The 25,875-nt window shown below is 71.0% G+C and carries 16 protein-coding genes; 13 read left to right on the plus strand and 3 right to left on the minus strand.

All coding sequences use genetic code 11. The features are described from left to right. Positions 1 to 2 precede the first annotated feature (2 nt). Complete coding sequence (locus G4D83_RS12635; protein WP_163864970.1) at positions 3 to 1,010, minus strand: thiamine pyrophosphate-dependent dehydrogenase E1 component subunit alpha; 1,008 nt, start codon at positions 1,008 to 1,010, stop codon at positions 3 to 5. A 124-nt stretch (positions 1,011 to 1,134) separates the two neighbouring features. Further along, positions 1,135 to 2,280: a M50 family metallopeptidase gene (locus tag G4D83_RS12640; RefSeq protein WP_163864971.1), complete on the minus strand. Its 1,146-nt coding sequence runs from the start codon at positions 2,278 to 2,280 to the stop codon at positions 1,135 to 1,137. A 239-nt stretch (positions 2,281 to 2,519) separates the two neighbouring features. On the opposite strand from G4D83_RS12640, the gene G4D83_RS12645 reads away from it, so the two are divergent. The 13 genes from G4D83_RS12645 to G4D83_RS12705 all read left to right on the plus strand — a co-directional run bounded on the left by G4D83_RS12645 (position 2,520) and on the right by G4D83_RS12705 (position 23,930). Continuing rightward, positions 2,520 to 4,325 carry a PP2C family protein-serine/threonine phosphatase gene (locus tag G4D83_RS12645; protein WP_163864972.1) on the plus strand — a complete coding sequence of 602 codons (1,806 nt, stop codon included), beginning with the start codon at positions 2,520 to 2,522 and terminating at the stop codon, positions 4,323 to 4,325. Between the two features lie 17 nt (positions 4,326 to 4,342). Then, complete coding sequence (locus G4D83_RS12650) at positions 4,343 to 6,859, plus strand: tetratricopeptide repeat protein (protein WP_163864973.1); 2,517 nt, start codon at positions 4,343 to 4,345, stop codon at positions 6,857 to 6,859. Next, the gene (locus G4D83_RS12655) at positions 6,856 to 7,770 is read left to right on the plus strand and encodes a PhnD/SsuA/transferrin family substrate-binding protein (protein ID WP_163864974.1); all 915 of its coding nucleotides are present in this window, start codon (positions 6,856 to 6,858) and stop codon (positions 7,768 to 7,770) included. Before G4D83_RS12650 ends, G4D83_RS12655 begins: the two co-directional genes overlap by 4 nt. Positions 7,771 to 8,031: 261 nt before the next feature. Then, positions 8,032 to 10,599, plus strand: coding sequence for a TonB-dependent receptor (locus tag G4D83_RS12660; protein ID WP_240356300.1), 2,568 nt, complete (start codon positions 8,032 to 8,034; stop codon positions 10,597 to 10,599). Between the two features lie 9 nt (positions 10,600 to 10,608). After that, positions 10,609 to 11,448 carry a hypothetical protein gene (locus G4D83_RS12665; protein ID WP_163864976.1) on the plus strand — a complete coding sequence of 280 codons (840 nt, stop codon included), beginning with the start codon at positions 10,609 to 10,611 and terminating at the stop codon, positions 11,446 to 11,448. After that, positions 11,441 to 14,686, plus strand: coding sequence for a serine/threonine-protein kinase (locus tag G4D83_RS12670; RefSeq protein ID WP_205522622.1), 3,246 nt, complete (start codon positions 11,441 to 11,443; stop codon positions 14,684 to 14,686). Before G4D83_RS12665 ends, G4D83_RS12670 begins: the two co-directional genes overlap by 8 nt. Before the next feature lie 56 nt (positions 14,687 to 14,742). Continuing rightward, positions 14,743 to 17,076, plus strand: a complete 2,334-nt coding sequence (locus tag G4D83_RS12675) for a lantibiotic dehydratase (protein ID WP_163864978.1) — start codon at positions 14,743 to 14,745, stop codon at positions 17,074 to 17,076. Continuing rightward, a complete protein-coding gene (locus G4D83_RS12680) occupies positions 17,076 to 18,743 on the plus strand; it encodes a hypothetical protein (protein ID WP_163864979.1) in 1,668 nt (555 codons plus the stop codon). The genes G4D83_RS12675 and G4D83_RS12680 overlap by 1 nt, the downstream gene beginning before the upstream one ends. Beyond that, positions 18,740 to 21,043, plus strand: a complete 2,304-nt coding sequence (locus G4D83_RS12685) for a lantibiotic dehydratase (RefSeq protein WP_163864980.1) — start codon at positions 18,740 to 18,742, stop codon at positions 21,041 to 21,043. Before G4D83_RS12680 ends, G4D83_RS12685 begins: the two co-directional genes overlap by 4 nt. 62 nt (positions 21,044 to 21,105) lie before the next feature. Further along, entirely contained in the window at positions 21,106 to 21,540 is a 435-nt protein-coding gene (locus G4D83_RS12690; RefSeq protein WP_163864981.1) for a hypothetical protein, read from the plus strand. Positions 21,541 to 21,736: 196 nt separating this feature from the next. Then, positions 21,737 to 22,138 (plus strand): hypothetical protein, encoded by a 402-nt coding sequence (locus tag G4D83_RS12695; protein WP_163864982.1) that lies wholly within the window; start codon positions 21,737 to 21,739, stop codon positions 22,136 to 22,138. A 108-nt stretch (positions 22,139 to 22,246) separates the two neighbouring features. Next, complete coding sequence (locus tag G4D83_RS12700) at positions 22,247 to 23,326, plus strand: NAD(P)/FAD-dependent oxidoreductase (protein ID WP_163864983.1); 1,080 nt, start codon at positions 22,247 to 22,249, stop codon at positions 23,324 to 23,326. A 52-nt stretch (positions 23,327 to 23,378) separates the two neighbouring features. Then, positions 23,379 to 23,930: a hypothetical protein gene (locus G4D83_RS12705; RefSeq protein WP_163864984.1), complete on the plus strand. Its 552-nt coding sequence runs from the start codon at positions 23,379 to 23,381 to the stop codon at positions 23,928 to 23,930. Here G4D83_RS12705 and G4D83_RS12710 read toward each other — a convergent pair. Beyond that, the gene (locus G4D83_RS12710; RefSeq protein ID WP_240356301.1) at positions 23,927 to 25,729 is read right to left on the minus strand and encodes a tetratricopeptide repeat protein; all 1,803 of its coding nucleotides are present in this window, start codon (positions 25,727 to 25,729) and stop codon (positions 23,927 to 23,929) included. The genes G4D83_RS12705 and G4D83_RS12710 overlap by 4 nt on opposite strands. Positions 25,730 to 25,875 lie beyond the last annotated feature (146 nt).

The raw sequence follows: 25,875 nt of genomic DNA on the forward strand, positions 1-25,875 counted from the left end.
GGTTACTTGTCCTCCGCGAAGATGTGCTTCCAGATGGTCTCGGGGGCGGGCAGCGGCTCGTCCCGGGCGATGCGGGCGGCGGCGGCCATGTCCTCGGTGTAGCGGTTGCGCAGTTCGTCCATCTGCTGGCGCGTCAGGACTCCGTCCGCCTCCAGCCGGGTCTCGAACTGCTTGAGGCAGTCGAGCTCCTCGGACACGTAGTTGGCGCCGGACGCGGACGAGTGCCCGTACAGGCGCGACACGTTGGCCTCCAGGAGGAACGGCTTGCGCTCGGTGCGCACGTACTCCATCGCCTCCTTCAGCTCCGTGTACGCCTCCACCGGGTCATTGCCGTTGATGGTCTTCGAGCGGATGTTGAACGCCTTGCCGCGCTCGCTCACGCGCGTCTCGCCGTGCTGGCCCTCCGCCGAGGTGGAGATGCCCCACTTGTTGTTGGTGACGATGATGAGCACCGGCAACGGGTTGGCGGGGCGGCTGCTCCAGATGAGGCAGGTGGCGAAATCACCCTCGGCCGTGCCGGCGTCGCCGCCGGTGACGATGGTGATGCCGTCACCGCCCACGCGCTTCTGCATCATGGCCGTACCCGGTGCGATGGAGTACTGGACCTCGATGGGGGAGCTGACGGGGGCGACGTTGTACTTTCGCAGCGAGAAGTGGCCCGCGAAGTTGCGGCCGCCGGAGTACGGGTCCGACGCGGTGTTCTTCATCTGCCGCAGCGCGCCGATGGGCTCCTCGCCCAGCGCGAGCAGCGTGCCGGACTGGCGGTAGTGGGCGTGGAGATAGTCGTACTCGGGGCCCTGGCCCTTCTTCATCAGCAGGCCGAGCGGGACGTTGAACGCCTCCTCGCCCGGGCCGCCAATCCAGAAGTAGCCGTGGCCCTGCTTGTACATCTGGATGAGGCGCTCCTCGAGGACGCGCGTTTTGACCATGAGGTCGTGGATACGGACCAGCAGCTCCCTGTCGAGCGGGAGCGGCGCGGACGATTCTTTGATGAGTCGGGGTCTAGACACGCGCGGGCATCCTCTGGCTGGAGGGGACGCCCCTATAACCCGGATGCGCCCCCTTTTCTCAAGCGCGCAGATGACCTCCTGGCGGCCCCCCACTCAAACGGGGCCCGGTGGCGCGGCGCGGCAATCAGCCTTGCTCATCCAACTTAGGAGCGGCGGCGCGTCGCAGCACCGTGACGCGGCCCGTTAGCGCCTCGTCTCCGCCCGCGCGCGCTTCGATGGCACCCAGCGTCTCCTCGGACAGGTGCGCGGACCGGGGACTGGTGAGCAGCGCACTCAGGTCCGCCGTACGGCCCGTTTCCAGGAGCGCCAGGACGAGCGTGTGTCCGGCGCGAGGGGAGGGCGCCCGGGAGAAGGCCTCCTGGAGGGGCTTCACCGCCAGCCCCGCGAGGCCGCTGTCCAGCAGGAGCTGGCCCACCGCGGCCGGGTCGTGAGGGGCCTCGGGCTCCTCCACCGTGTCCGCGGGCGCGCGTCGGGCGAGGACGGGGGCCACCGCCTCGGTGGTCGCGGTCTCGGTGAGGGGTGCGGCGGGCGGAGGAGGGCCCCGGCCCAGCAACTCGTCGAGAGTGACGGCGCCCGCCACGGAGGCGCGCCGCGCGGCACTCCTCCGAGGGGGCGCGGCGGGCTTGAAGGGGACCTCCCGGGGGAGCTGTCGCAGTTGCTCCAGGTTCATCACCCCGAACGTCAGCGCCATCAGCCCGACCCAGACGGTGCGCCCCCAGATGGCGAGCCCCACCAGGGCCACCGCCGTGACGATGCCGATGACGTGCAGGGCTCGCTCATACCGGTAGCCCTTGCGTGCTCGCACGAGCGACGCGAGCAGGTGGCCTCCATCCAGCGGCTGCACGGGCAGCAGGTTGAACAGCCCCCAGCCGATGTTCACCCAGAGGAGCTGGCGCACCGCCACGCCCACCAGCCCTCCCTGCTCGCCCAGCGGCGTGAGGGCCGAGGCGCCCCACACCAGCCCGCCCAACAGGAAGCCGACCCCGGGGCCGGCGAAGCTCACCCACGCGGACTGACGGTGCGTGAGCCGGTCCGTGCCCTGCGCGGTTCCGCCCATCCCGTGCAGGGAGATGCTCGCGGTGGAGCCGAACCGTCGGTACGCCCACGCGTGGCCCAGTTCATGGAGGAGCACCGAGGCGAACACCACCATGACCCACAGCGCCAGGCTCCCCAGCTCGGAGGCGGAGGTCCAGCCTGTCGCCAGGGCCGTGAGGAAGAAGAGCGGATGGACGCGGACGGGAAACCCATCCACGTGGAAGTGGGGCCTCATGGGCTGGGATGCTAACGGACGCCCCGCGTGGACGCGCGGTGAAGGCCCGGGTCCGCGTCTCACCGGAGGTGAAGTGTCCGGCGGGCCAACACGCGCCCCACCTCGCGGGAGGTCCGCATGCCGGGACGAGTCGTGACGTGGTGTGGGGGGCAAGGTCTCGCGAAGCAGGAGAAGTGCGCTAGAGTCGCCCCTCTTTCCCGCTCCCCGCCGCGCGTTGGCGTGGCCTTCCGGGTGTGTCCTTGTCCAGCACGAACACGCGTCTGAACCCCACACCCGAGCCCGGCACCTCCCCGGGCACGTCCCCCGGTGGCACGTCGCCACAGGTCGAGCGGACGGGCTCCCGGGAAATCACAGGCACCCGCGAGTCCACCGCCACGCGGCTGACCTCCAACGTCGGGTTGCCCCACGTCGAGGCGACGGGCACGCTCATCGCTCCGCTGGAGGCCGGCGAGCTGCCCAACGTGGCGGCCATCCGCGGCCTCCGGTTGGACCAGATCCTCCTGCTCACGACGACCGCGCTGGTGGTGGTCATCGTGGGCCTGGTCGCGGCGCTGTCCGTCGCGTCGACGCAGTCCCAGTTCGAGGAGACCGCCCGCCGCTCCACCGAGCGCATCCAGGAGCAGGCCCGCGAATTGGGGCGGACGGTGGGCCAGACGGTGGCGCTCACCTCCGTCACCAACCTGCGAGACAACAACTACGCCTTCCTGGAAGGCGTGGCCGGCTCCATCGTCTCCACCAACCCCAACATCCTCCGCGTCCAGATTCTCGACCCGGAGGGCCTGGTGATGGCGGACAGCGAGCCGAAGGCCGCGGAAGCCCCCACCGAGGCTGATGCGCCCGAGGCCGCCCCCAGCGGACGCGCCGCCGAGCAGCGGCTGGTGCAGGCGTTCTACCGGAACCAGGCCGTGTACGAGATTCAGGAGCCCATCGACTACGGCTCCACCAGCGGCAAGGGGCTGGTGGTCATCAGCTACTCGCTGCGCGCCCTCCAGGAGCAGCTCGAGGTCCTCGAGCGCGACAAGCGCGTCACCGTGAGGGCCAACACCGTGCGCATGCTCGCCCTGGGGCTGGGCTTCGTGGTGCTGGCGGGCGTGGTCGCCGCGTTCCAGAGCCGAAGAATCACCCGGCCATTGGGTATGCTCACCCACAAGGTGATGCAACTGGCCGCCGGAGATTTGGGCGCGCGCACCCAGGTGGCCAGCGGCGCCGGCCGCGAGGTGAAGACGCTGGGCGTGGTGTTCAACCACATGGCCGAGCGCATCAAGGTGCTGCTCGACGACGTGCGCGCCAAGGCCCAGCTCGAGCGCGAGGTGTCGCTGGCGCGCACCGTCCAGGAGACGCTCTTGCCCGGCCGTGACGCCGTGCAGGTGGGGCCGCTGCGCATCGCCGGCCTCGTCGTCACCGCCGACGCGTGTGGTGGCGACTGGTGGTTCCGCGCGGTGCTGGACGAGCAGCGGGTGGTCATCGGCATCGGCGACGTGACGGGCCACGGCCTGTCCACCTCGCTGGTGGCCACGAGCGCCACCAGCGGCTTCGCCTCCGCGATGACGCTGCGCGAGCCCACCGAGGTCAACGCGCAGATGCTCATCACCGCGCTGAACGTGACGCTGGCCAACGTGGGCCGCGGCGAGCACCAGATGTCCAGCGCCCTGGCCGTCATCGACGTGTCCAACGGCCTGGTGGACTATGCGGCGGGCGCGCATCCCAGCCCGCTCGTGTTCAACAAGCACAGCGGGCAGGTGGCCTCGCTGCCCGCGCGCGGGCCCCTGCTCGGCGCGTCCGTGACGTCGCAGTTCACGTCCCGCCAGGCTCAGCTCAGCCCGGGGGACATCATCGTCTGGTACACCGACGGCATCACCGAGGCACGGGATGGGACGGGGCGCATGTACGGCACCCAGCGTCTGGCCGCGGCGGTGCAGGCCCACGCCAATCTGTCCGCGGAGGCGCTGCGTGACGCGCTGCTCGCGGACGCCCGCGCGTACAGCGCGGGCCAGCCCCAGCGCGATGACATCACCGTCGTCGTGGCCGAGTACAGCCCCGCCTGACCCTGGACGACACCCGCATGCGCCGCACACCCCACACCCCCATGCGACGCCTCGTCCCGGCGCTCGCCCTGCTGGCCTCGCTGGCCAGCCCTCCCGCCCTGGCGCAGTACCGCCCTCCACCCATGTCCGAGTCGCAGCGGCTGGTGAAGGAGGGCGAGACGGCCCAGGTGTCCGCCAGCGCCGCGAGCGCCTCCGGTGACAAGAAGGAAGCGGAGGAGAAGTACCGCAAGGCGCTGGCCCTCTTCGAGCAGGCCCTGGCCGCCGAGCCGGGCTCCGTCGCCGCCGCCGCGGGCGTGGGCTCCGCCGCCAACGCGCTCCAGGACTGGGCGCGCACCGTGGACAAGCTCAAGCCCGTGCAGGCGGCAAACCCGTCCGAGCTGTCGCTCTCGTACCCGCTGGGCGTGGCCCTCTTCAAGCTGCGCCGCTTCCCGGAGGGCGTGCCGCTGCTGGAGCAGGTGGCTGGCGCGGACCAGGCCGAGCACCTCATCGTCCACTACTACCTGGCCAGCTACTACCTCTTCGCCCAGCAGGGCGACGCGGCGGTGACGCGGTTGCAGAAGTATCTGGCCATGCGTCCCGCGAAGCTCTCCACCAACGACTTCCAGGTCCACGAACTGCTGGGCCGCGCCCATGTGCTGCGCCGCGACGCGGTGGCCGCGCGCGCGTCCTTCACCCAGGCGCAGGCGGGCCGGCCGGAGTCGGCCACGGTGCAACTGGGGCTCGCCAACGTGCTGGAGCTGGAGGGAAAGCCCGGCGAGGCGCGGACGCTGCTCGAGGGCGTCACCACGCGCTTCCCGCAGGCGGCCGAGCCGAAGGAGAAGCTGGCCCGGCTGTACCTCGCCTCGGCCGAGCTGCCCCGCGCGGAGGCGCAGGCGGTGGCCATGGTGAAGGTGGGCGCGACGCCCGCAGCGTACCTGCTGCTGGGCGACGTGCGGCTCGCGCAGAAGCAGGCCCCCGCCGCCGAGGAGGCCTACCGCAAGGTGCTGGAGCTTCAGCCCGGCCTGGTGCTGGGGCAGATGGCGGTGGGCAAGGCGCTCCAGGCGCAGGGACGTCACGAGGAGGCCATCCAGTTCCTGGAGGCCGCGGTGCGCTCGGGCGCCAGCAGCGTGGAGCTGTGGGCGTCGCTCGGCTCCGTCAACCGCCGCGCCGGCCGCTACCAGCGCGCGGTGGAGGTGCACCGGCGCGTCGTGGAGATGGTGCCCCGTCAGGCCCTGGGCTGGATGCTCCTGGGCGCGGACCACTTCGCCACCGGCCAGTGGGACCAGGCCATCGAGGACTACGGCAACGCGCTCCAGGTGGAGCCCGCGCACGCTGGCGCCAAGCAGTGGCTGGCCCGCGCGCTCGCGCACCGTGCCCGCGACAGGGGCGGGGCGGGGCGGGCGGATGACGCCGTTCGTGACTTGCGCCGGGCCTATGACCTGGACCGGAGCGCGCTCATGGCCCGCCGGCTGACGGCGGCGCTGATGGAGACGCGTGTCTACGCGGACGCGCGCAAGGTGATGGAGCAGGGCGCCACGCTCCCCGGCGCGACGTGGCGGGAGCAGCTGCTCCTGGGCTACGCGCGGCTGGGCGCGGGGGATGCGCAGGCGGCGCTGGAGGCCTTCGGCCTCGCGGGCAAGCAGACGGAGGAGCCGGACCAGCAGGCCGAGGCCTCCGTGGGCGCCGCGCTCGCCGAGGTGGAGTTGGGCCAGGTGGACGCCGCCGTGCAGCGGCTCACCGAGGTCGGCCCGTCGCGCACGGCCGCGAGCGTGGCGCAGGCCAACCTGCCGCGCGTGCTGGTGCGCCGCGCGCTGGCCCGCCTCGAAGCAGGGGACGTCGAGGGCGCCGACCGCGACCTGGACGCCGTGGACAAGCTGGGCACCGGCAAGCGCGCGGACCTGACGAAGCTGGCCCTCTTCGCTCGCGGACTGTCGCGCGCGGAGGCCGGTCGCCACGCGGAGGCGAGCGCCGCGCTGAAGAAGGCGCTCACCCCGGCGCAGCCCTGGGCGTGGCCCAACACCCGCGCCCTGGCGGACGCCTTCGTCCTCTACAAGAAGGGGCAGGTGGCCGCCTCGCGCAAGCAGCTGACGGCCGCGGCCAAGAAGCCCATGCCCGGCCAGCCCAAGTGGCTCGCGTCCCTGACGGGCGCGCTTCATCGGCGCGAGGCCTCGCTGGCCTACGCCTCCGGAAACATGAAGGGCGCGGAGAAGGCCCTCAAGGCCGCGCTCACCGCCGAGCCCGACGACGCGCTGCTCCAGCACAACCAGGCCTGCGTCGACTGGCGCAAGGGCAAGGCGTCCGAGGCCCTGGCCACGTGGCGCCGCCTGGAGTCCTCGGTGTCCGTCGCCGCGCTCAACCTGGGCATCGACGCCCAGGAGCGACGCCACGAGCCCGCCGAGGCCGTGGACGCCTGGCGCCGTTACCTCGCCTCCGGCCCCGGCCCCCGCCAGGCCCAGGTGCGCGAGTGGAAGGAACGCCTGCAGAGCCTCCATGGCCTCGCCGAGCCCTCGGGCGCGCCGTCGGCCGGAGCCACCGCGGAGGAGACCACCCCATGAAGACGCTCCGCTTGCTGCTGGCCGGCCTCGCGCTGGCCCTCTGTGTCGTCACCCCCGCCGCCGCGGCCCCGAAGAAGGCCACGCTGGGCGTCTTCCTGGCCACGACGTTGAGCGACGGCCAGGAGCGCTTCCAGTACGCGGAGGCCCTGGCCGCGAAGCTGTCCGAGGCGATGGACCGCCCCATCGCCGCCAAGAGCTTCGGCCGCTATGAGGACTTCGCGCGGGCCATCTCCGACGGCGGGGTGGACTTCGCCGTGGTGGAGGGGTGGGCCGCCGTACAGCTCGGCTCCAAGGCCACTCCGCTGGCCTGGGCGTCCCGTCCCGGGGAGTCCCAACAGCGCTGGGCCATCGTCTCCACTCACAAAGGCGTGGTGAAGGACCTCGCCGGCAAGCGCCTGGCCCTGGTGAAGGGCGCCGGCCCCGCCGACCCCAAGTTCGTCACCCACGCCGTGCTCGGGGGAGACTTGGACGCGCAGCGCCACTTCAAGCTCACCCCCGTCCCCAACGTGGAGTCCGCCCTGAAGATGCTGGAGGCCAAGGGCGCCGAGGCGGCCCTGGTGCCCATGTCCCATGTCCCCAAGGACAAGGACCTGCGCGTCCTCTTCCGCAGCTCCCGCCTGCCGGGCGCCGTCCTGGTGGACCTGCGCAACCACAAGGAGTCGCTGGACTCCTCGCTGTCCTCCGTGGGTGCTGTTGCCCCCTTCGAAGCCTTCGTCCGCATCCAGGGCAAGGACTTCGAGGATTTCCGGCGGCTCGTCACCCAGGGCCCCCCGCGCCGCCAGCCCGTCTTCGCCGAGGCGCCCGAGTTGCGCGTGGACGCCGAGGTCCTGGTCCGAGCCGAGGAGCTGGGACCCTCGCTGCCTTCATTCGGCGGAGACCTCGCCGTGGCCGCCGAACAGCCCGACGACTGATTTCACGCAACCTTCGGCGCGCCGGCGCGAAACACTCTTGAGTTTCCAGGGAATGAGAATCATCAACTTGGCCCCGCTGGGCCGCTGGGGTAGCTTGTTTTCTTACGGCGCGAGCGTGCAGGTGAGCGAATTCGTCCAAAAGAACGAGTGCCCTGGCGTCGCACCGGCCAACAGGGGCGTACAGGACCGCGGGGGTTCCTCCCATTCGCGGATGTGAGAAAGATGCATTCCAAAGTGTCTGCTGATCCGCTGCGAGGTGCGGTGGGAGCTCACGCAGGGCGCCAGGGTATCCGCGCCTACATCGCGATGTCCGTCCTCTTCAGCGCGCTGGCCCTGGCCTACCCCACGGTGGTCCAGGCCCAGGATTCCGGCGCGGCGGGTGAGGCGCCAGCGAAGGTGAAGCGCAAGAAGCGCGTCGTCCCGCCCGGGACGAAGGTCCCTGGGGCCACGAAGACGCCCGCGACGAAGCCCCCGCGTACGGCGAAGAAGCCCCCGAAGACGCGCAAGAACGGCAAGCCGGTGGAGCCGGCGCCCGTCGAGCCGGAGATTCCCGTCCTGGGCGCCGGCACCGAGACGGATGATCCCACCGAGGCCGTGACGGCGGAGCCGCCCGTTCCGGTGGCCCCCGCGCCCACGGTGGAGACCCACCCGGCTGGTCCTCCTTCGCACGCCCCGGTGGCGAGCCCCTCCCTGGACCCCGCGCTCACCGCGGACCCCTTGAGCACGCCGCCCGCGACGGTGAGCCAGAAGCCCGCGCCCAGCGACAACGTCCCCATCTCCGCGCCCTTCGCCCAGCCCACCACGGACCGGCCGATGCCGCCTCCGTCCGGCCTGGCGAGCCTGCCCGGTGAGGACCCGCTGGGGGGCGCGGACGCCCTGGAGGAGTCGGTCAACCGCGTGCTGAGCGAGGCGGTGGTGACGACGGCCTCCAAGCGCAACCAGCGCATCGCGGACGTGCCCCTGACGGTGTCGTGGATTCCGGCGGAGGAGTTGGAGGGCACGGGCCAGTTCACGCTGTGCGAGGCCATCCAGTACTTCCCCGGCATGGAGTGCCGCCGTGGGTCCATGCGCAAGGCGGCGGTGAGCGCGCGTGGCCTGGGCTCCAACTACCTGTCCAACCGCCTGCTGTTGCTCAAGGACGGCCGGCCGCTGACGGACCCGTGGACGGGTCAGTTCTACGCGGACGAGACGACGCCGCTCGTCAACCTCAAGCAGGTGGAGGTCATCCGGGGCCCGGGCTCGTCGCTGTACGGCTCCAACGCCTTCAGCGGCGTCATCAACATCATCGAGCGCCAGCCGGCGGACCTCATCGCCGCGGGACGCAACGTGGGCGCCGAGGCGCGCATCCTCGCGGGCCAGGACCAGACGTGGCGTCTGCACGGCAACGTGGCGGGACGCGGCGGCCCCGTGGAGGCGCTGCTGGGCTACTACGGCTATGGCTCGGACGGGCCGCAGCTCTTCAGTGACCCCGCCAGGGGCGTGGTGGACGAGAACCAGGACTCGATGGTGCACCAGGTGAACGGCAAGGTGCGCGTGGGGCCGCTGGCGCTGGACGCGGACTTCACGGACGCGACGATTGGCCGCCCGGGTGGCTCGCACACGCAGATCTCCACCGTGGGCAACTGCGGCCGCTGCCACTACACGCCGGACGACGAGGAGTCCGTCCAGAACTTCAACGCCTCCGCGCAGGTGGATCAGCAGGTGACGGACAACCTGCGCCTGTTCGGTCAGGCGTACGGCTTCTTCAAGCGCCGCGACGTGGTGATGGAGAACGCCTTCGGTGGCGACCCCACGCGCGTTCTGGGCAAGCGGCGCCGGCTGGGCGGCGAGGTTCGCGCGCTGTACTCGGCGGGCTCGTTGTCGGTGACGTTCGGCGGCGACTTGAAGCTGGACAACGTCAACGTGCCCAACGTGCTGCCGGGGCTGACGCTGGACGACACGAAGCAGACCATCCTCGGCGGCTTCGTGGACGCGGAGTACCGCCTGACGGAGCGCCTGGTGCTGAGCGGCGGCGCCCGGTATGACCGCTACCAGATTCCCGAGGCGGTCTGGCGCGAGCGCACCGACCAGCTCTCCCCGCGCGCCAGCATCGTCTTCCACGCGGTGCCGGAGTTGCTCACGCTGCGCACCAACTACGGCCGCGCCTTCCGCGCGCCCACCCTGGCGGAGCTGGCCATCAACCAGCAGATGTACGCCTCCACGCTGGTGGGAAACGCCAACCTTCGCGCGGAGACGCTGGACACGTTCGAGGGCTCCGTGGACTTCTGGCCCTTCGACCGGCGCGTGCGCCTGACGGCGACGGGCTTCTACAACGTGGCCAAGAACTTCATCAATCAGGAGCTCGTCTTCGGCTCGGTGTCCCAGTTCCGCAACATGGGCGACGCGCGCATCGCCGGCCTGGAGCTGGAGGCGGCGGCGCAGATTCCGTCCATCAACTCGTCGTTCGACGTGGCCTACCAGCTCCTCGACGCGAAGAACGTGCCCTTCGACGACAGCCCGGAGTCGCCGCTGGACTACGCGCCCACGCACCGCATCTACGCGCGCGGCCGCACCAACATCGGCAAGGTGGCCTTCGTGGAGCTGTACGCGCTCTTCGTCGGGCCGCGCTTCGACCCGGGCTTCCAGGTGGACGAGTCGACGGGTCTGCCCACCTCTCGCGTGCAACTGCCCAGCTACCTGACGGCCAGCGCGCGGGTGGGCTTCAACGTCTACGACGGCATCTCCGTGTCGTTCCTCGGCTCCAACCTCTTCAACGCGGCCTACGAGGAGTCTCACGGCTTCCCCGCGCCGCCTCAATCCTTCTTCAGTGAAGTCAAGGTACGCTATTAGGCACCGCGTTTGAGTACCGCTCCTCACCTGGAGGCCGGGGGCCTCCTGCTGATTGCAGATGCTTCCCTGCCCGCGGCCTCGCTCGAGCAGGCGGTGCCGCTGCTGGCGCAGGGTGAGGTGGGCGGCAAGGGCGCGCTGGTGTTGTTCGACGGCGTGCTCAAGCCCGAGCACGCGCAGTGGCTGCGGCGAGAGCCGCCAGCCCTGCTCCTGGCCACGCGCGAGCGCGACGGTGGGCCTTCCATGTGGGAGGTCCGGCTGTTGGGCTCGCTGTGGAAGCAGGGCTCGCTCCTGCCGGACCAGGCGGAGGTGAAGCGCCATCCGCTGCGCCGCGTGGCGGACATCCACGCGGCGGCCAAGGCGGCGTCGGTGGCGGTGGACGACGCGGAGGGCAGCCGCGTGGCGGCCGGGCTGGTGGCGGACGTGGTGCATGAAATCGCCGCCAACGCGCTCCTGGATGCGCCGGTGGATGCGCGGGGCGAGCCTCGCTACGCGCACCGGCGCACCGAGGTGCGTGAAGTGGAGCCGGAGGACGCCTGCGAGCTGACGTTCGCGGTGGAGGACGGCCGGATGTGGCTGGAAGTGGCGGACCGCTTCGGCGGCCTGCGGCCGGGCTCGTTCGCCCGGGCGCTGGAGGGGTGGGGCAAACGCGTGAAGGTGGATGCGTCTGGCGGAGGGGCGGGTCTTGGATTGCGTCGCATCCTCGAGCACTGCGACACGGTGGCGGTCCGGGTGACCGCTGGCCGGGAGTCGCGAGTCGTGTGCGTGGTGGACCTGGGAGACGCGCGCCGCCGCGCGACCCAGCCCAAGTCACTGATGTTCTGTCTGCATGAGGTCAGGGCCGGTGGATAGCCAGGGTTCCAACGCCATCATCAGCCGGCTCCGCGTGGGTACCATCACCCACGTCCGGATTGCCGGCGTCATCGACGAGACCTTCCCGTTGACGTCGACGAACCCGGAGCTCAGTGGGCTCCTCGTCGTCGACCTCGGCCGGGTGGAGCGCATCAGCTCCTTCGGGGTCCGCCGGTGGATTGAATTCGCCGCGAAGCTGCCTCCGGGCGCGCTGGGGCTGTACGTCGTCCATGCGCCCCCCGTCGTGGTGGATCAGCTCAACATGGTGGAGGGCTTCGCGGGAGTCGCGCGCGTGCTCTCCGTGCTGGCGCCGTACACGTGTCGCACCTGCAACGAAGACCGGATGCGGGTGGTGAACCTGGTGGACGAAGCCCAGGTCATCGCCGAGGAGCGCGCGCCCGAGCACACCTGCCCCGTCTGCTCCAACCCGCTGGAGTTCGCGGACCTGCCGGGCGAGTTCTTCGACTACGCGCGCCGTCAGCAGTTCGGCACCGTGGACCCGGTGGTGATGCGCTACCTGCGCGCGAGCATGCCGACGGAGCAGTCGGAGCTGCCGCAGCACCTGAAAATCGTCCAGGACGACGTCACGTTCATCTCGCTGGCGAGCACGCTCAAGGGCGACCTCAACGTGCGCCGGCTCGCGTCCGGGTTGGAGGGGCGCGTCGCGTTCGACTTCAGCCACGTCAGGACGGTGGAGCCGGAGGCGCTGCCCAAGCTGGAGCAGGTGCTGGACACCGCGGCGCAGGCCGCGCAGGTGGTGCTGTGCCGCGTGCCGCCGCCGGCGCTGGCCGTGCTGGCGCGCTCGTCCAAGCTGATGCCGGGGCGGCTGGCCACGCTGTGGCTGCCGTGCGAGTGCCGCAACTGCGGCCAGGTGAGCCACCAGCGCATCCAGGCCCACGAGTACCTGGCGCAGCTTCGCGCGCACCAGACGAGCATCACCATCGAGTGCCCCATCTGCGGCGGCAGCGCCCAGGTGCCGCACATGCCGCAGCTCCAGGGGTTCCTGGCGCGCGTGCAGCTCACGGACCGGCCGCTGGACGACATCGAGGGGCTGGAGCCGCGCGCCCTCAGTCAGTACCTGTTCGGGTCCACCAACGTGGACCCGCAGGCGAACAAGGGCTCGCCCACCGACATCTCCAACTCGCTGGGCAGCACCAAGCTCAACATCATCCGACGGCTGGGCCAGGGCGGCATGGCCGAGGTCTTCCTCGCCAAGCAGGTGGGCGTGAAGGGCTTCGAGAAGTTCGTGGTGATGAAGAAGATTCTCCCGCAGTTCGCGCAGAACCCCGAGTTCGTGGACATGCTGTTCGCGGAGGCTCGCGCCAACGCGCGCCTCACGCATCCCAACGTCGTGCAGACCTTCGACGTGGGCGTGTCCGACGGGGTCGCGTACATCCTGATGGAGTACGTGCGCGGGCCGGACATGAAGCGGCTGGTGAACGAGCTGCGCCGCAAGGGGCTCGCGCTGCCGCTGGAGCACGCGCTGCGCATCGTCGCGGAGGTGGCCGCGGGTCTGCACTACGCGCACGCGTACGTGGACCCGGCGGGCACGCCGCACCCCGTGGTGCACCGCGACGTCAGCCCGCACAACGTCCTCATCTCCCTGGACGGCGCCATCAAGCTGAGTGACTTCGGCATCGCCAAGGTGGCGGGCGAGGAGAACACCCAGGCGGGCGTGCTGAAGGGGAAGATTTCGTACATCTCCCCGGAGGCCGCGTCGGGCCGCACGCTGGACGCGCGCAACGATGTCTTCGCGCTCGGCGTCGTCCTCTTCGAGCTGCTCACCGGACAGCTTCCGTTCCGCAGGGACCACGACGCGGCCACGCTCAACGCCATCGTCCGCGAGCCCGCTCCCGTCCCCTCGCAGCTTCGTCCGCAGATTCCGCAGGACGTCTCCGACCTCATCCTCCGCGCCCTCGTGAAGGACCCGGCGCGCCGCACGCCGTCCGCCGCGGCGATGCGCGAGGAGATTGAAGCGGTGATGGCGCACCACCGCCTCAACTCGTCCCCGGCGGCGGTGGCCCAGTTCTTCAAGGACACGCTGGGAGACCGGCTGGTGGAGTACACGCCTTCGACAGCGTCGGGAACGGGCAGCCATCCCAAGCCCGTCCCCAGCGGCACGGGCAGTGGCAGCGTCGGCAGCGGGGACATGGTGGCCCCCGTCGATGCCAGGACGCCAAACCGGGGCACGGGCAGTGGCCCGAAGCCGACCACGGCGGGCAGTGGCAACATCCCGCGTCCGACGACGGGCACGGGCAGCGGCAACGTGGCCGCGCGGCCCGCGACGCCGCCTCCCGTGGCGACCCGCCCCGCGACGCCTCCGCCCGTGGCGCCCAGGCCCGCGACACCTCCTCCCGTGGCGACCCGCCCCGCGACGCCGCCTCCCGTGGCGATCCGGCCTCCGCCTCCTCCGCCCACCATGACTCCGCTGCCGATGCTCCCGGCGCTGGATGCGGGGGACCGGACCGAGGTGGTGCTGTTGCAGGGGAGCGCGCAGTTGCCTCCTCCCGCGCAGACCCAGCCCGCTCCAGCGCCGCGTCCGTCGCAGCCGGGCCACACCGCGGTGCCCGTGCCTCAGCGTCCGTCCTCCACCGCGCTGCCCGCCTCGGCGCCCCGTCCCGCTCCCGCGCCCCGGCCGTCCTCGCCAGGGCACCAGAGCCCCGTGCCCGTCGCGCGACCCGTTCCTCCCGCGCCCGCGCAGGGAGAGCCCACCGCGTCCGAGTCCGGGAAGGGCACGTGGAAGTGGGCGGCCCTGGGTGGCGGTCTCTTGCTGGTGGTGGCTGTCGTGGCGGTGGTGATGCTGCGCGGTCCCGGCTCCGTGTTCCTCAATTTGGAGGAGGGCGAGCACGTGTACGTCGGTGGCGTGCGGCTGGAGCCCGGCTCGAAGTCGCTGCCGGCGCCGCCCACCGGGCCGATGCTCATCGCCACGGCGTTGAACGGGAGGCTGCGGCGGTTCGGCACCACGCAGCTTCGCGAGGACATCGACGTGCGGACGCTGGCGGATGCGATGCCCCAGCCCGGGACACGAGGGCTGCTGAGCGTGACGAGCGGCGAGTCCGGGTGCCAGGTCCAGGTGGACGGCGCACCGCTGCCCAACCGCACGCCGGTGACGAAGGCCTCCATCGAGGCTGGCAGGGAGCTGGAGGTGGTGGTGAGCTGTCCTGGCGCCGCGAGCAAGCAGTGGGTGCTGGCGGTGCCCGGCCAGGAGATTGTCGTGACGGCTCGGCAACAAGACTGAGTGGCTGGCCTCGGGCCGCCTTCGGGTGGCCCACGAGGTTGAAGGACATGTGACCCATGAAGGGCTGGACGTTCTTCCCTCACCTCGTCGTGCGGACGACAGGTTTCCCATTCGACTGGTTGGAGCGGTTGGGGTGCCCGGAGTCGGCGACGTGGGCACGTCGGCTCGAGGCGGAGCGACGTGGGCTGGATGCGCTGCGTGCCCAGGGGCCGCGCGTGCGTCGCCCTCCGCGAGAGCTGCTGGCCGCGCTCAAGGCGGGGCGTCCCGTCAACACCGAGGGGATGGAGTCTCCGGAGCGCTTCGCGGAATGGAATGTCCGCGCCGCGGCGGCCCAGGAGGCGGAGGCCGGTTTCGCCGAGGCGATGGAGCGTGAGCTGGCGGCGGTGGAGTCCCAGCTCGCGACGCTGTGCCGCGAGCCGCGCTTCCTGGAGGCGGTCGCCAGCTCCAGTCCGCCGGTGGCCAAGGACCTGCTCGCGGGGCGCGAGGGCTCCCGGTTGCGTCGGCAGCTCGCCAGCTATCTGCAGCGGCTGTGCGCGAAGAACGAGACGATGGGCTTCTTCGGTCCCATCAACTACGGCCGCGTGGACCCGGACGCGCCCACGGGCGTGACGCTGAACTGGTCCGGCCCCGAGACGCTGGTGGGGCGCAACACCTTCGCGGCCTCGTGGCTGGTGCAGGGGTTGGTGAGGGCCATCGCGTTCGACCCGGAGATCGCCTCGTGGCTGGTGCCGCGCCGCAAGGCCTTCGCGGAGATGCCCGCGCGCAAGGCGGGCCCCACGCCGGAGAGCGCGGAGGAGCTGCTGCCCCGGTTGGTGGAGCTGGCGGATGGGACGCGCACGCTGGCGGCCCTGGCGTCGTCCCTGGGCGTGGCGCCTGGCCTCGCCCGCGAGGCGCTGAGGCTGGGCTGTGACAAGTCGCTGCTCACGCACCAGCTCGAGGTACCCTCCGCGGTGCACCACCCCGTGGACGACCTGGCGGAGCGTGTCGCAGCGCTGCCGAGCGCGGGTGCGCGGCGTCATGTCGAGGGCCTGAGCGCGCTGTTGGAGCTGATGGGGCGCTATGGCGCGGCGGACGCGAGCGGGAAGATGGCGCTCCAGGACGCCTTCGCGCGGCGGGCGAAGGAGCAGTGGGGCGTGGCGCCTTCGACGGAGCGCGGGCCCGCGTCCGAGTCCCACAACTTCTACCAGGACCGGCTCGCGCTGCGAGAGGAGTGCGGCGGGGACCTGCGGCTCGAGGTGGGCGGCGAGCGGGCGCGGGAGCTGGGGACCCGCATGGAGCCGGCGCTGGCGTGGATGGCCGAGGCGGCCTGGCGCACGCGAGACGCGGCGCGCGCCGCGGTGGCGCAGAAGGTCGGCTCACGCACGGTGCCCTTCTGGAAGGTGGCCGCCGCCAGCGCGGACCTGCCGTTGCCGCTGGACACGTCGATGGCGGAGCTGCTCGCGCAGTCCATTCCGGACGCGGCGGCGCGCGTTGTCGAGCTGGGTGACGTGGTGCCTCCCGCGTGGGATTCGGCGCGGGCCCTGCCGCTCGTCACGTCGGTGGACCTGCTCGTCGGGGCGGCGGACGTGGAGGCCTGGGGACGAGGCGACTACACGCTGGTGATGGGGGACATCCACGACACCGCGCTGGTGTGGGGCTGGGCGCTCCAGTTCCATCCTTCGCGAGGGAAGGTGGAGAGCGCCATGGTGCGTGCGCTCGGCGCCCTGCCGCGCGCGATGCCCCTGGTGACGGTGCTGCCCTCGCGTCGCACGGGGCTGTTGCCCTCGGAGTTTCCCGGACCCGTGGTGGAGCTGGGCGGTGTCAGCTCCCGCGCCTCCGCGTGGCGGATTCCGCTGGATGACCTGTTCGTCGAAAGCGACGGCAAGAGCGCGCGGCTGGTGTCGAAGCGGCTCGGCTCCGAGGTGTGCCTCTACAACGGCGAACTGGAGAGCACGGTGCATACGGCGTTCTCGCTTCCGCGCATCCGCCCGCTGCGGGTGTCGCTGGGGGAGCACACGCCTCGAGTCACGCTCGGCGGGGTGGTGGTGCAGCGCGAGCAGTGGCGGCTGGATGCGGCGGCGCGAGAGGCGCTGCTGGCTTGCAAGGACGACCGCGCGAGGCTGCGCGTCGCGGTGGGCCTGTGGGAGGCGCGCGGCCTTCCGCCGTGTGTCTTCGCGAAGTTCAAGGGCGAGCGAAAGCCCGTGCTGGTGGACGTGCGCAGCCCGCCGTTGCTGCGCGTCTTCCTCAACCTGCTGGAGCAGAAGGAGGAGGTCCTCCTCTCGGAGATGTTGCCCGGGCCGGAGCAGCTCTGGCTCCGTGGACCGGGAGGTCGCCACACGGTGGAGCTGCGCTGCACGCTGTTGTGGGGCGGCCCCCGGGCCGCCATGCCTCCCGTCGCGGAGGAGGCGTGATGAAGTGGCTGGTGCTGCCTCCACACCGGGACATCACGCTCGTGCCCGAGGTCCCCGAGGGGTGGCACCTGTTGGACCTGGCGAGGGACTTCGGCCGCCGGGTCTTCTCCTCCGAGTCGGTGGAGGCGGAGGCCCTGGCTCGCGAGTCGTCGCCCCCGTCGCCCCAGACGATGCGGGAGCTGCTCCTGCTGCGAGTCGCGCAGGGGCTTCGTGACAGGGGGCCGATTCCGGAGCTTCGCGCCCTGGGCGCGGTGCTGACGGCGATTTCTGGCCCGCCCAACGGCGTCCACCTGCGTCTGGATGACGTGGAGCTGGAGTCCGGCACGACGGAGCGGAGTGGGGATGTCCAGCGCGTGGTGGGGCTGCCCGCGCCGTACTCGGATGACGTGGCGGGTGTCCTCGCGCGCTTCGAGGAGGCGGAGTGCGTCCGCGTGTGGCTGGAGCGTGACCTTCAGCTCCCCGCCGCCGTGTCACTCGCGCAGGCGTGTCCAGCGCATGTGGCTTTGGAAGTCGCCGGGCCCTTCGCCTGGACGCATCGCGAGGTGCTGGCGCGGATGCCCGCGTTCCGGCGTGCGGCGTTCCCGGAGCAGGTGCCCCCGCTGCGCTGGCGCGTGGCTCCGCTGCGGGGTGATTCCGGTTCGAGCGACCTCGTGTGGGTCGCTGATGCGCTGGGACTGGAGGTCGTCGCTCCGTATCCGGGGGGAGATGAGCACGACTGGGTGGAGTTCGATGCTCCTTCCGCCGACGGCCCGGAACCGGGGACGAGGCGACGGGAAGACTGGCTCGGTGCCTGCTCGTTGGACGAGGTGCGCGCGTACACCGGAGGCGCACGCTGGGCGGGCCACGTGTCGCTCGGGTCGCTCCTGGCGGCGGACGTGCTCGCGGAGAGCGGCTGTCACACGGTGGTGGTGGGGTTCTGCGGTATCGAGAACGGTCGGGTGGTGGACCCTGAGCGCCGCTTCATCTCGCTGGAGTCGCTCGTCCAGGGCTATCAACGGCTGAAGGCCGCGGGTGTGCGGGTCGTCGCGGAGTGGTGGGTGGGAGCGCCGGGCGTGGATGAGGCGTCCCTGGATGTCACGCTGGCCGCGCTGGAGGGCCCGCGCTTCTTCGACCACCTCGCGGGAGTGCGCCCGTTCCACGCGTCGGTGGAGCGCATCGCCCGAGTCCGCGACATGGCGCGCTGGTGGGGACAGCCTGGAGATCCTCCGGCGGACCGGGACTTGTCCCGCAGTCGCCCCATCGAAAAGCCGGGGACGATTGAGGGGACGCGCCTGCCCGCCGTGCTCACCTCGTTGGCGAGCCGCCTGCTGGGTCGCGCGCCGCTCAGTCCGGGCCGTGTCGCCGCGGCGTTCCTATACGGGCCCGTGGCTCCTGTGCCTTCGATAGCGCCTGCGCCAGACGCCGCCGCGCTCATCCGACTGGATGTGGACTGCGCGGTGGTGCGACTGGCGGCCTCGCTCGATGGCGCCCCGAAGCCCACGTGGTACGCGGCGAACCTGCGCACCGGGGTCGTGCTCGCGATGGATGCGCGCCTGGCTCCCGTGCTGTCCCGGCTGACAGCGCCTGCTTCGGCGTCGGCCGCGCTGGGCGCGGTGCCGGAGGCGCAGCGCGCGAAGGTGGTGGAGATGCTGGTGACGAAGTCCATCCTGGAGAGGACGCACGGATGAGCGAGCGCTGGACCTTGGGAGAGGTGTTCGTGCTCCGGCACGCCGGCTTCCCCTTCGATTGGTTGGAGTCGCTCGGGTTCTCCGACGAAGTGCTGGGCGAGGCGAACCTGCTGCTCGATGACGAGCGAGCGTTCCTGGACGCCGTGCGCGCCGAGGGCGATGAAGCAGGGGCCAAGGGCTTCCAGGACTCCTTCGAGCAGGGGAGGGTGCCCACGCTGAAGGCCCGCCATGGCCCCACGAGCCGCGAAGCCTTGGCGCGCTATCTCGTGCGGCGCGAGGCCCTCCAGGCGCGCCATGCGAAGGAGCGCGCGGACCTTCGCTCGAAGCTGCGCGAGCGCGCGGCGGACCCCGCCATCCAGGAAGCCGTGTTCCTCTCCAGCCCCGCGATGTTCGACAACGTCTGGGCCCGCTACCTGCGCGGCGGCGAGCAGAAGGACACGTCCGACGCGCGGCGCGTGGACCGACAGGTCTACACGTACCTCCAGCGCTTCTGCGCGAAGAACGAGACGACCAGCTTCTTCGGCCCCATCTCCTACGGCGAGCGCACCGACTCGGACGACTTCGACGTGCGCACGGTGGAGAGCGGCGACACCAGCCGCCGCACGTTCTTCTCGTTCTGGGCCGTGACGGAGCTCGCGCGCGCCGTGGGGCGTGAGCGGACGCTGCGGCCCCACCTGCCACTGCGCCTCAACCCCCTCTTCACGGTGACCCCAGGGCGCGCCTCATGTCAGGCGCTGCGACTGGAGGTGCCGCTGTCCGAGGGCGCCGAGCAGCTCATGGCCGTGCTGCGCACGCATCCGACGCCCGCGTCCGCGGCGCAGGTGCTCGGCCTCGCGGTTGAAGAGGTGATGCGCACGGCCCTGCCGCTGGTGAAGGGCGCGCTGCTCCTGTGGGGCCTGCCGTTCCGACCCAACGACTTCGCCACCTTCGAGAGCGTGCGTGACTCCGTCGCGGCCCTGCCGGAGCTGGAGGCACGCACCCTCTGGTTGGAGCGGTTGGACACGCTCGCGCGCCTGAAGGCCGAGTTCCAGACAGCGGACCTGACGCGGCGTCGCGCGTTGCTTCCGGAACTGGAGGCCCGCTTCACGGAGGCCACGGGCAAGCCCGCGCGACGCGGTGATGGCCAGGTGTACGCGGACCGGCTCATCCTCTACGAGGAGGCCAGCTCTCCCTTCCGTCTGCGCTTCGGCCGTCGCTTCACGGAGGAGCTCGAGTCCGCGCTGACCGGTCCCCTGGAGCTGTCGGCCGCCTACGGTGAGCGCGTGCAGCAGGGCTTCCGCGAGCAGGTGCGCGACGCGCTCGGCACGGACGAGCGTCCCTTGGATCTCCTGGACTACGCCGTGCGCCTGCGTCCGGACGACGTGGCGGGGAGCCGCTTCTCTCCCGTGCCACCGGTGCTTCTGGATGAAGATGGCGCGCGGGCACGCTCGCTGCCGGTGGACTTCCTGGGCACCTCCACCCCGGGCGGCCGGTACGCGCTGCCGGACGTCTGCCTCGCTTCGAAGGGAGCCGGCGCGGGCTTCGAGGTGATGCTCGCGCGCGTGCACCACCACCTCATGCTCCGAAGCTGGCTGAGCGCCTTCTTCCCCTCGCGAGAGCGGTACTCGGCGGTGGCCTCGCGTTGGCTGGAGGCGGACCCCTCGGCGCGCGGACTGGTGGGCCTGTCCATCCGCCGACGCAACAAGGGCTTCTACGTGTTCCCCGGCCGCCGCCTCGTGTATGCGGTCTCGGACGTGCTGGACGTCGAAGACGGCGCGATGACGCCAGCCGATGTGAAGGTGCTGCCCACGCCGCAAGGGCCGGTGCTGGTGGACGGGAAGGGCGAGCGGGTGCACCTGTACCTGCCCCTGGATGACTTCTCGTCCTATCCGCCCTTCGCCGCGCTGGCACATCCCCAGGTGCTCCACGCGCCGCTGCGCACGAAGGGCAGCCACCTGCCTCGCCTGAGCATCGGCGGCGCGGTGTACCAGCGCGAGCGGTGGGAGCTGTCCTCGGAGAAGCTGGCGCGCCCCACCGGGTTCGACCTCTTCCTCGCCGCGCAGCGCGAGCGGCGCGCACGGAACTGGCCTCGCTTCGTCTTCATGCGCAGCTCGAAGGAGCGCAAGCCGTACCTCATCGACACCGCGAGCCCCTTCGCCCTGGACCTGCTCTCCCACCTCTCGCGCGAGGCGGAGCGGCTGTCCGTGGAGGAGATGTACCCGGCCCCCGAGCAGCTCTGGCTCCAGGACGCCCGGGGCCGCTACACCTGCGAGCTGCGGATGCAGTTCACCCGCTGGAGCGAGGGCACCTCGCATCTTTGACATCCGAGGCGGGTCCGCGAACAGAATGGGGCAAAGTCACTGCCAGTCCCTCTGGAGAGCCCATGTCTGGTGAGAACACCGTCGTCCCTGAGACTCGGAAGCTGAAGCGCCCGGTGGAGGAGATTCGCGCGGAGCTGATGGGCAACGCGGACGTGAAGGAGCAGGCGCGCCTCCTCCAGATTTCCGTCGAGGCCTACGTCGAGAAGATTCTCGACTACGCCCAGCACCCGCAGAAGCAGATGCCGCTGGAAATCACCCTCGACGGGGACCTCAAGGCCAAGGACCCCAGCGCCCCCACCGTGGCGGAGATCCAAGGCCACCTGGACAAGCTCATCAGCGGCGAGGTCATCATCAGCCGTGCGCAGCAGCGTGACGGCTTCAGCGCGGGGAAGGGTGATGAGCGCTACAAGGCCGCGCTCGCCTCGGACGAGGTGCTCAAGGGCGCCCCCGAATCCCGCGCCACCACCCCTGACCCCAAGGGCCCTCCGAAGGAGTGATCCTGATTTATCCGCGGGTTTTCTCCACCCCAGCCGACAAGGTGGGATGAAAACCCACGGAATTCCGTGGACTTGGAGCGCCCGTCATTTTTGTTCCAGGGCACACGGAACTTCGGCGGCGTCGGACCGATAACTCCACTGTCAGGCTGGCTCGCGACGGACGCGGAGCGACGCCAGACCTCCGGAGATCAAGACCATGGGCCTCTTCAAGAACATCGTTGGCAAGGCGCTGGACATCCTCAAGCCGGCTCTCACGGCCATCAACCCCGCGCTGGGCATCGCCGCGGGCTTCATCAGCGGGTTGGTGAAGGGTGAGAACCCGCTCAAGGCCGGCCTGAGCGCCGCCATGGACCTGTTCCCTGGCGCCAGTGTCGCGAAGAACCTGCTGAACAACTTCCCCGGCAAGTCCCTCCTGGAGGGCATGGGCGGCAACAGCCTGGTGAGCGGTCTGCTCGACCAGGCCTCCAAGCCGGGCCAGATCACCGACATCGCCCAGGACCTGCTGAAGGCGAACAAGGAGAAGGGCCTGTCGGAGCAGAGCCTGAAGAACGCGCAGGAGCTGTTCGCCAAGCGCATGGCCGAGACCGCGGTCGCCTGAGACACGCCGTCGACTTCGCACTTCCCCGGGCGCCGCACCCTGAAGCAGGGGCGGCGCCCTTCGTGTATTCAGGGGACAGCCCTCGTTTCACCTTGGTGAGTCTCGCGGATGAGTTCCAGCTCGGATGTCGTCGTCCTTGGCGCAGGCGTGGTGGGGTTGTCCGTGGCGAGGCGGCTGGCGGCCACCGGGGCGCGCGTGACGGTGCTGGATGCGGTGGACCCGGGCGGCCGAGGCTCTCGCGCGGCGGCGGGTGTGGCGATTCCCTCCGTGCGTCTCTACGACGACCCGGCCATGCTCGCCTTCTCGCGAGCGGGAAGGGCGACGCTGGCGGAGGACCTGGCCTCGCTGCCAGAGGGCCCCCTGCTGCGCCGAGGGCAAGGCATCCTCCGCATCGCTGCGGACGCGAAGGGACGTGACGCGCTCGCCGAGCGCGCGGCGCGGCACCCGGACGAACTGGGCACGTGGGTGGACGCGGCCCGACTCGTGGAGCTGGAGCCGGCGCTGGAGGGAACGCCGCTGCTGGGCGCGTTCGAGACGGCGCACGGCCACATGGTGGACACGGAGGGCTACGTCAACGCGCTGCTGGGCGCGGCGATGCGCGCGGGTGTGCGGGTGCGGCTCGGTGAGTCCGCGCGCTCCGTGGAGGAGACGGCCGAGGGCGTGGCGCTGCGGACCGATCGCGAGACGTTGCGCGCGGACCAGCTCATCGTCAGCGCGGGGCCGTGGTCCTCGACCTTCCCAGGGCTGCCACCGCTGCCGCTCAAGCCGGTGCGCGGACAGATGCTGGTGGTGCACCAGCCGGGCATGTCCCTCACGCGCGTCGTCTCCGGGCCCACGTACCTGGCGCCCTGGCGCGCGGGAGAAATCGTCGTCGGCGCCACGGAGGAGGAGGTCGGCTTCGTGGAGAACGTGACGCCCGCGGGCCTGCTGCACCTGAGTGCCACCGTGGCGAAGCTGGCGCCTCGGCTGCGGGAAGCTCGCTTCGTGCGCGCCTGGGCGGGCCTTCGCGCGGTGACTCCGGATGGTCGTCCGTACATCGGCCGCTACCCGGGCACGCGGCGCACCTTCGTGGCGACGGGCCTGGGAGGGCAGGGCATCCTCACCGGTGCCCATGCGGCCACGGTGCTCGTGGAGCTCGTCGCGGAGGGCCGCGCGGAGCTCGCCGCGCCCTTCGAGCCTGGGCGCTGACATCACCGTTTCACCGCTGTCCCTGGGCCGGAGCAGTCGAGGGGAATCCGACATGAGTGACGTGACTGACAACACCGTGAAGCCATCTTCGGTGAAGCACCTCCGCATCCCGTTGCTGCTGGTGACGGCGGCGCTGTCCATGGGCAGTGGCATGGGCAACCCGGGCTGTGGAAGTTCCTCCGACAACAAGTGTCGCGGCGACTGCGCCATCGACGGCACCTACGTCATCCGCTTCGAGGACACGACCTCGCTCAGCGCCGACTGCGCCCAGGCGGGCCTGATGTTGCCGGAGGGTGGACAGCTCCTCATCACCCGCGAGGGTGACACCACGGTCGTCCGCGCCTCCCTGGGGGACGTCCAGCTCACCGGCGACTACTACGGCGGCTCCTACACGGGCATGTCGCTGAGCGGTCGCACGACGGTCCAGTTCAACGAGCAGCCCGATTCGGAGCTGAGCTTCTTCCTCAATGGCTACTTCGAGGAAGCCCCCGCGCGCGGCGACACGCGGGCCGTCTTCTCCGCGACGTACTCCGCCAGCCGGGTGAATGTCCCGGCGGGCGAGCCCGCGTGCGAGGTCTACCGTCGCTTCACCGCGACGCGCTAATACAGGCTGACCGAGTCGAAGGGCCGGTTCAGCTTGGTCCGGGGGCGGGGCAGCAGGGCTTGCACCGCCGCCGCGTCGCCTCGGCCCAGCGCGTCCACCAGGGCCTGCGTCTCCTTGGGCCAGGTGGAGCTGGCGCGAGCGCAGCGCAGGGCCTCGGACCAGTCGGAGCGCCCGGCGGCCAGTGACAGCCCCGCCAGACTCTCCGCGGCCTTGAGCGGCTCGCCGATTTCACGGGCGTGCTGCTCCGCGCGCGCGAACCAGTCCACCGCCGAGTCCATCTTCCCGTCGTCCAGGAACATCCGCCCCAGCTCCGCGGCGATGACCTGCCGGTGGAAGGAGTCTTTCAGGGCCTCCGCGCTGGCATAGGCCTGCGTGAAGTGCTCCACGGCTTCGGCGCGTGCGCCCGAAGCGAACTCCAGGCCCGCCAGCCGGTAGCAGTGGTGCTTGGAGAAGTTGACGCCCCACTTCGCGCTGATGCTCTCGAAGCGCCGCCACGTGGCAATCGCGCCCGAGAACTGCCGCGCCGACTCCTGGAGGTAGCTGGCGTTGGAGATGAGGTTGATTTTCAGGTGCGTGGCGCTCGCGTCGTGCAGGTCTCCCACGCAGCGCATGGCGAGCTTCTCCTCCACCAACGCCTTGTCGAGCTTGCGCTCCTGGAACCACGTCAACGCGCACACGTTGCGCAGCCAGCCCTCCTGGAGCGCGCGGTCCGGCGCGGTGCTCTTCGCCAGCGCGGCCACGCCCGCCTCCACCTCCACGCGAGCGTTGGGGAGCTGCCCGAAGCGCTTGGTCAGCGTCAGCGCGCGGAACATGTGCAGCCGAGCCACCAGCTCCGGAGGGATGCGGCACTCCAGGCCCCGTCCGAAGGACTCCATCGCCGCGTCATGAGCGCCGGTGAAGACATGCACCACGCCCATGCTGCGGTGGAGCAGCGCCTTCAGCTCATCCACGTCGCCCAGGCTGCTCTTGTCGATTTCAATGGCGGGCGTGGAGAAGCCCGTGTCCAGCACGTCCCACGCCTGGGCCACGCGCGAGGCGAGCTGCGAGTCCGGGTCGCCGTCCAGCAGCGCCAGGCCCTGCTCGGCGGCCAGCATGGCGCCTTCGTAGTTCGTGGTGAAGAAGCACTGCCGGACGGCGAGGATGGACGCCGCCACGCGCGACTCGCGCGACTCCGACGCGTCCACCACCAACTTCAGATAGCGGCCCTCCAGGTCCACCGAGGGCTCATCCCGCCGCGAGGACACCGGCCCCGGACCCGAGGCGTGGGGGACTCGCAGCCGGTCACTCAGTGCATCCAGGTAGGCCTGTCGTCGCGACTCGAAGACGGCGGCGCCGTGGGGACGTCGCATCCTCCAGCCAGTGAGCAGCAGCGTCCCCTCCAGTCCTTCGAGTCGCGCCCACTCGGCCGCGCGCATCACCGCGCGCAGGCTGACCAGGTCGCACTCTCCGGCGCCATGAAGCACCAGGGGGCGGCCGCTGACGCGCAGCGTCTCGACGATGGCGCGCGCGGCGACGGTGAGAATCCAGAAGGCCTGCTCGGACTCGCGGTGGAGCCGACGCTCGGAGGGCGACAGCGCCAGGTCACCCAGGTCGGCGGCGCCCTGGATGGCGCCCGGAAACAGCCGGTTCCATTCCGACGGATGCGCCGCGGCCACGGCGCGGACGACCTCGGGGGCGGTCTCCTCGCAGGCGCGGAGGACCTTCCTCAACCCTCCGAAGGCGGTGGGCAGCGCCACGCCCACGTCCACTTCGATGGCGTGGGAGGGCAGCGCGGAAGGGGGACCTTGTTCAACGGACACCGCGAAGGAAACACCAAGCACAGCGGGTGGGGCGCTCACGGTGAAGTCCTCGAGAGGGGGTCGAGAAGGCGAGCCAGCTGGTTCGTCGACAGCCCTACTTTCACATCCTCTTAGCGGTCGAGCAATCCACCCCCGATGTATTTACC

Origin of the sequence: Myxococcus eversor (assembly GCF_010894455.1) — a bacterium.
GTDB lineage: Bacteria > Myxococcota > Myxococcia > Myxococcales > Myxococcaceae > Myxococcus > Myxococcus eversor.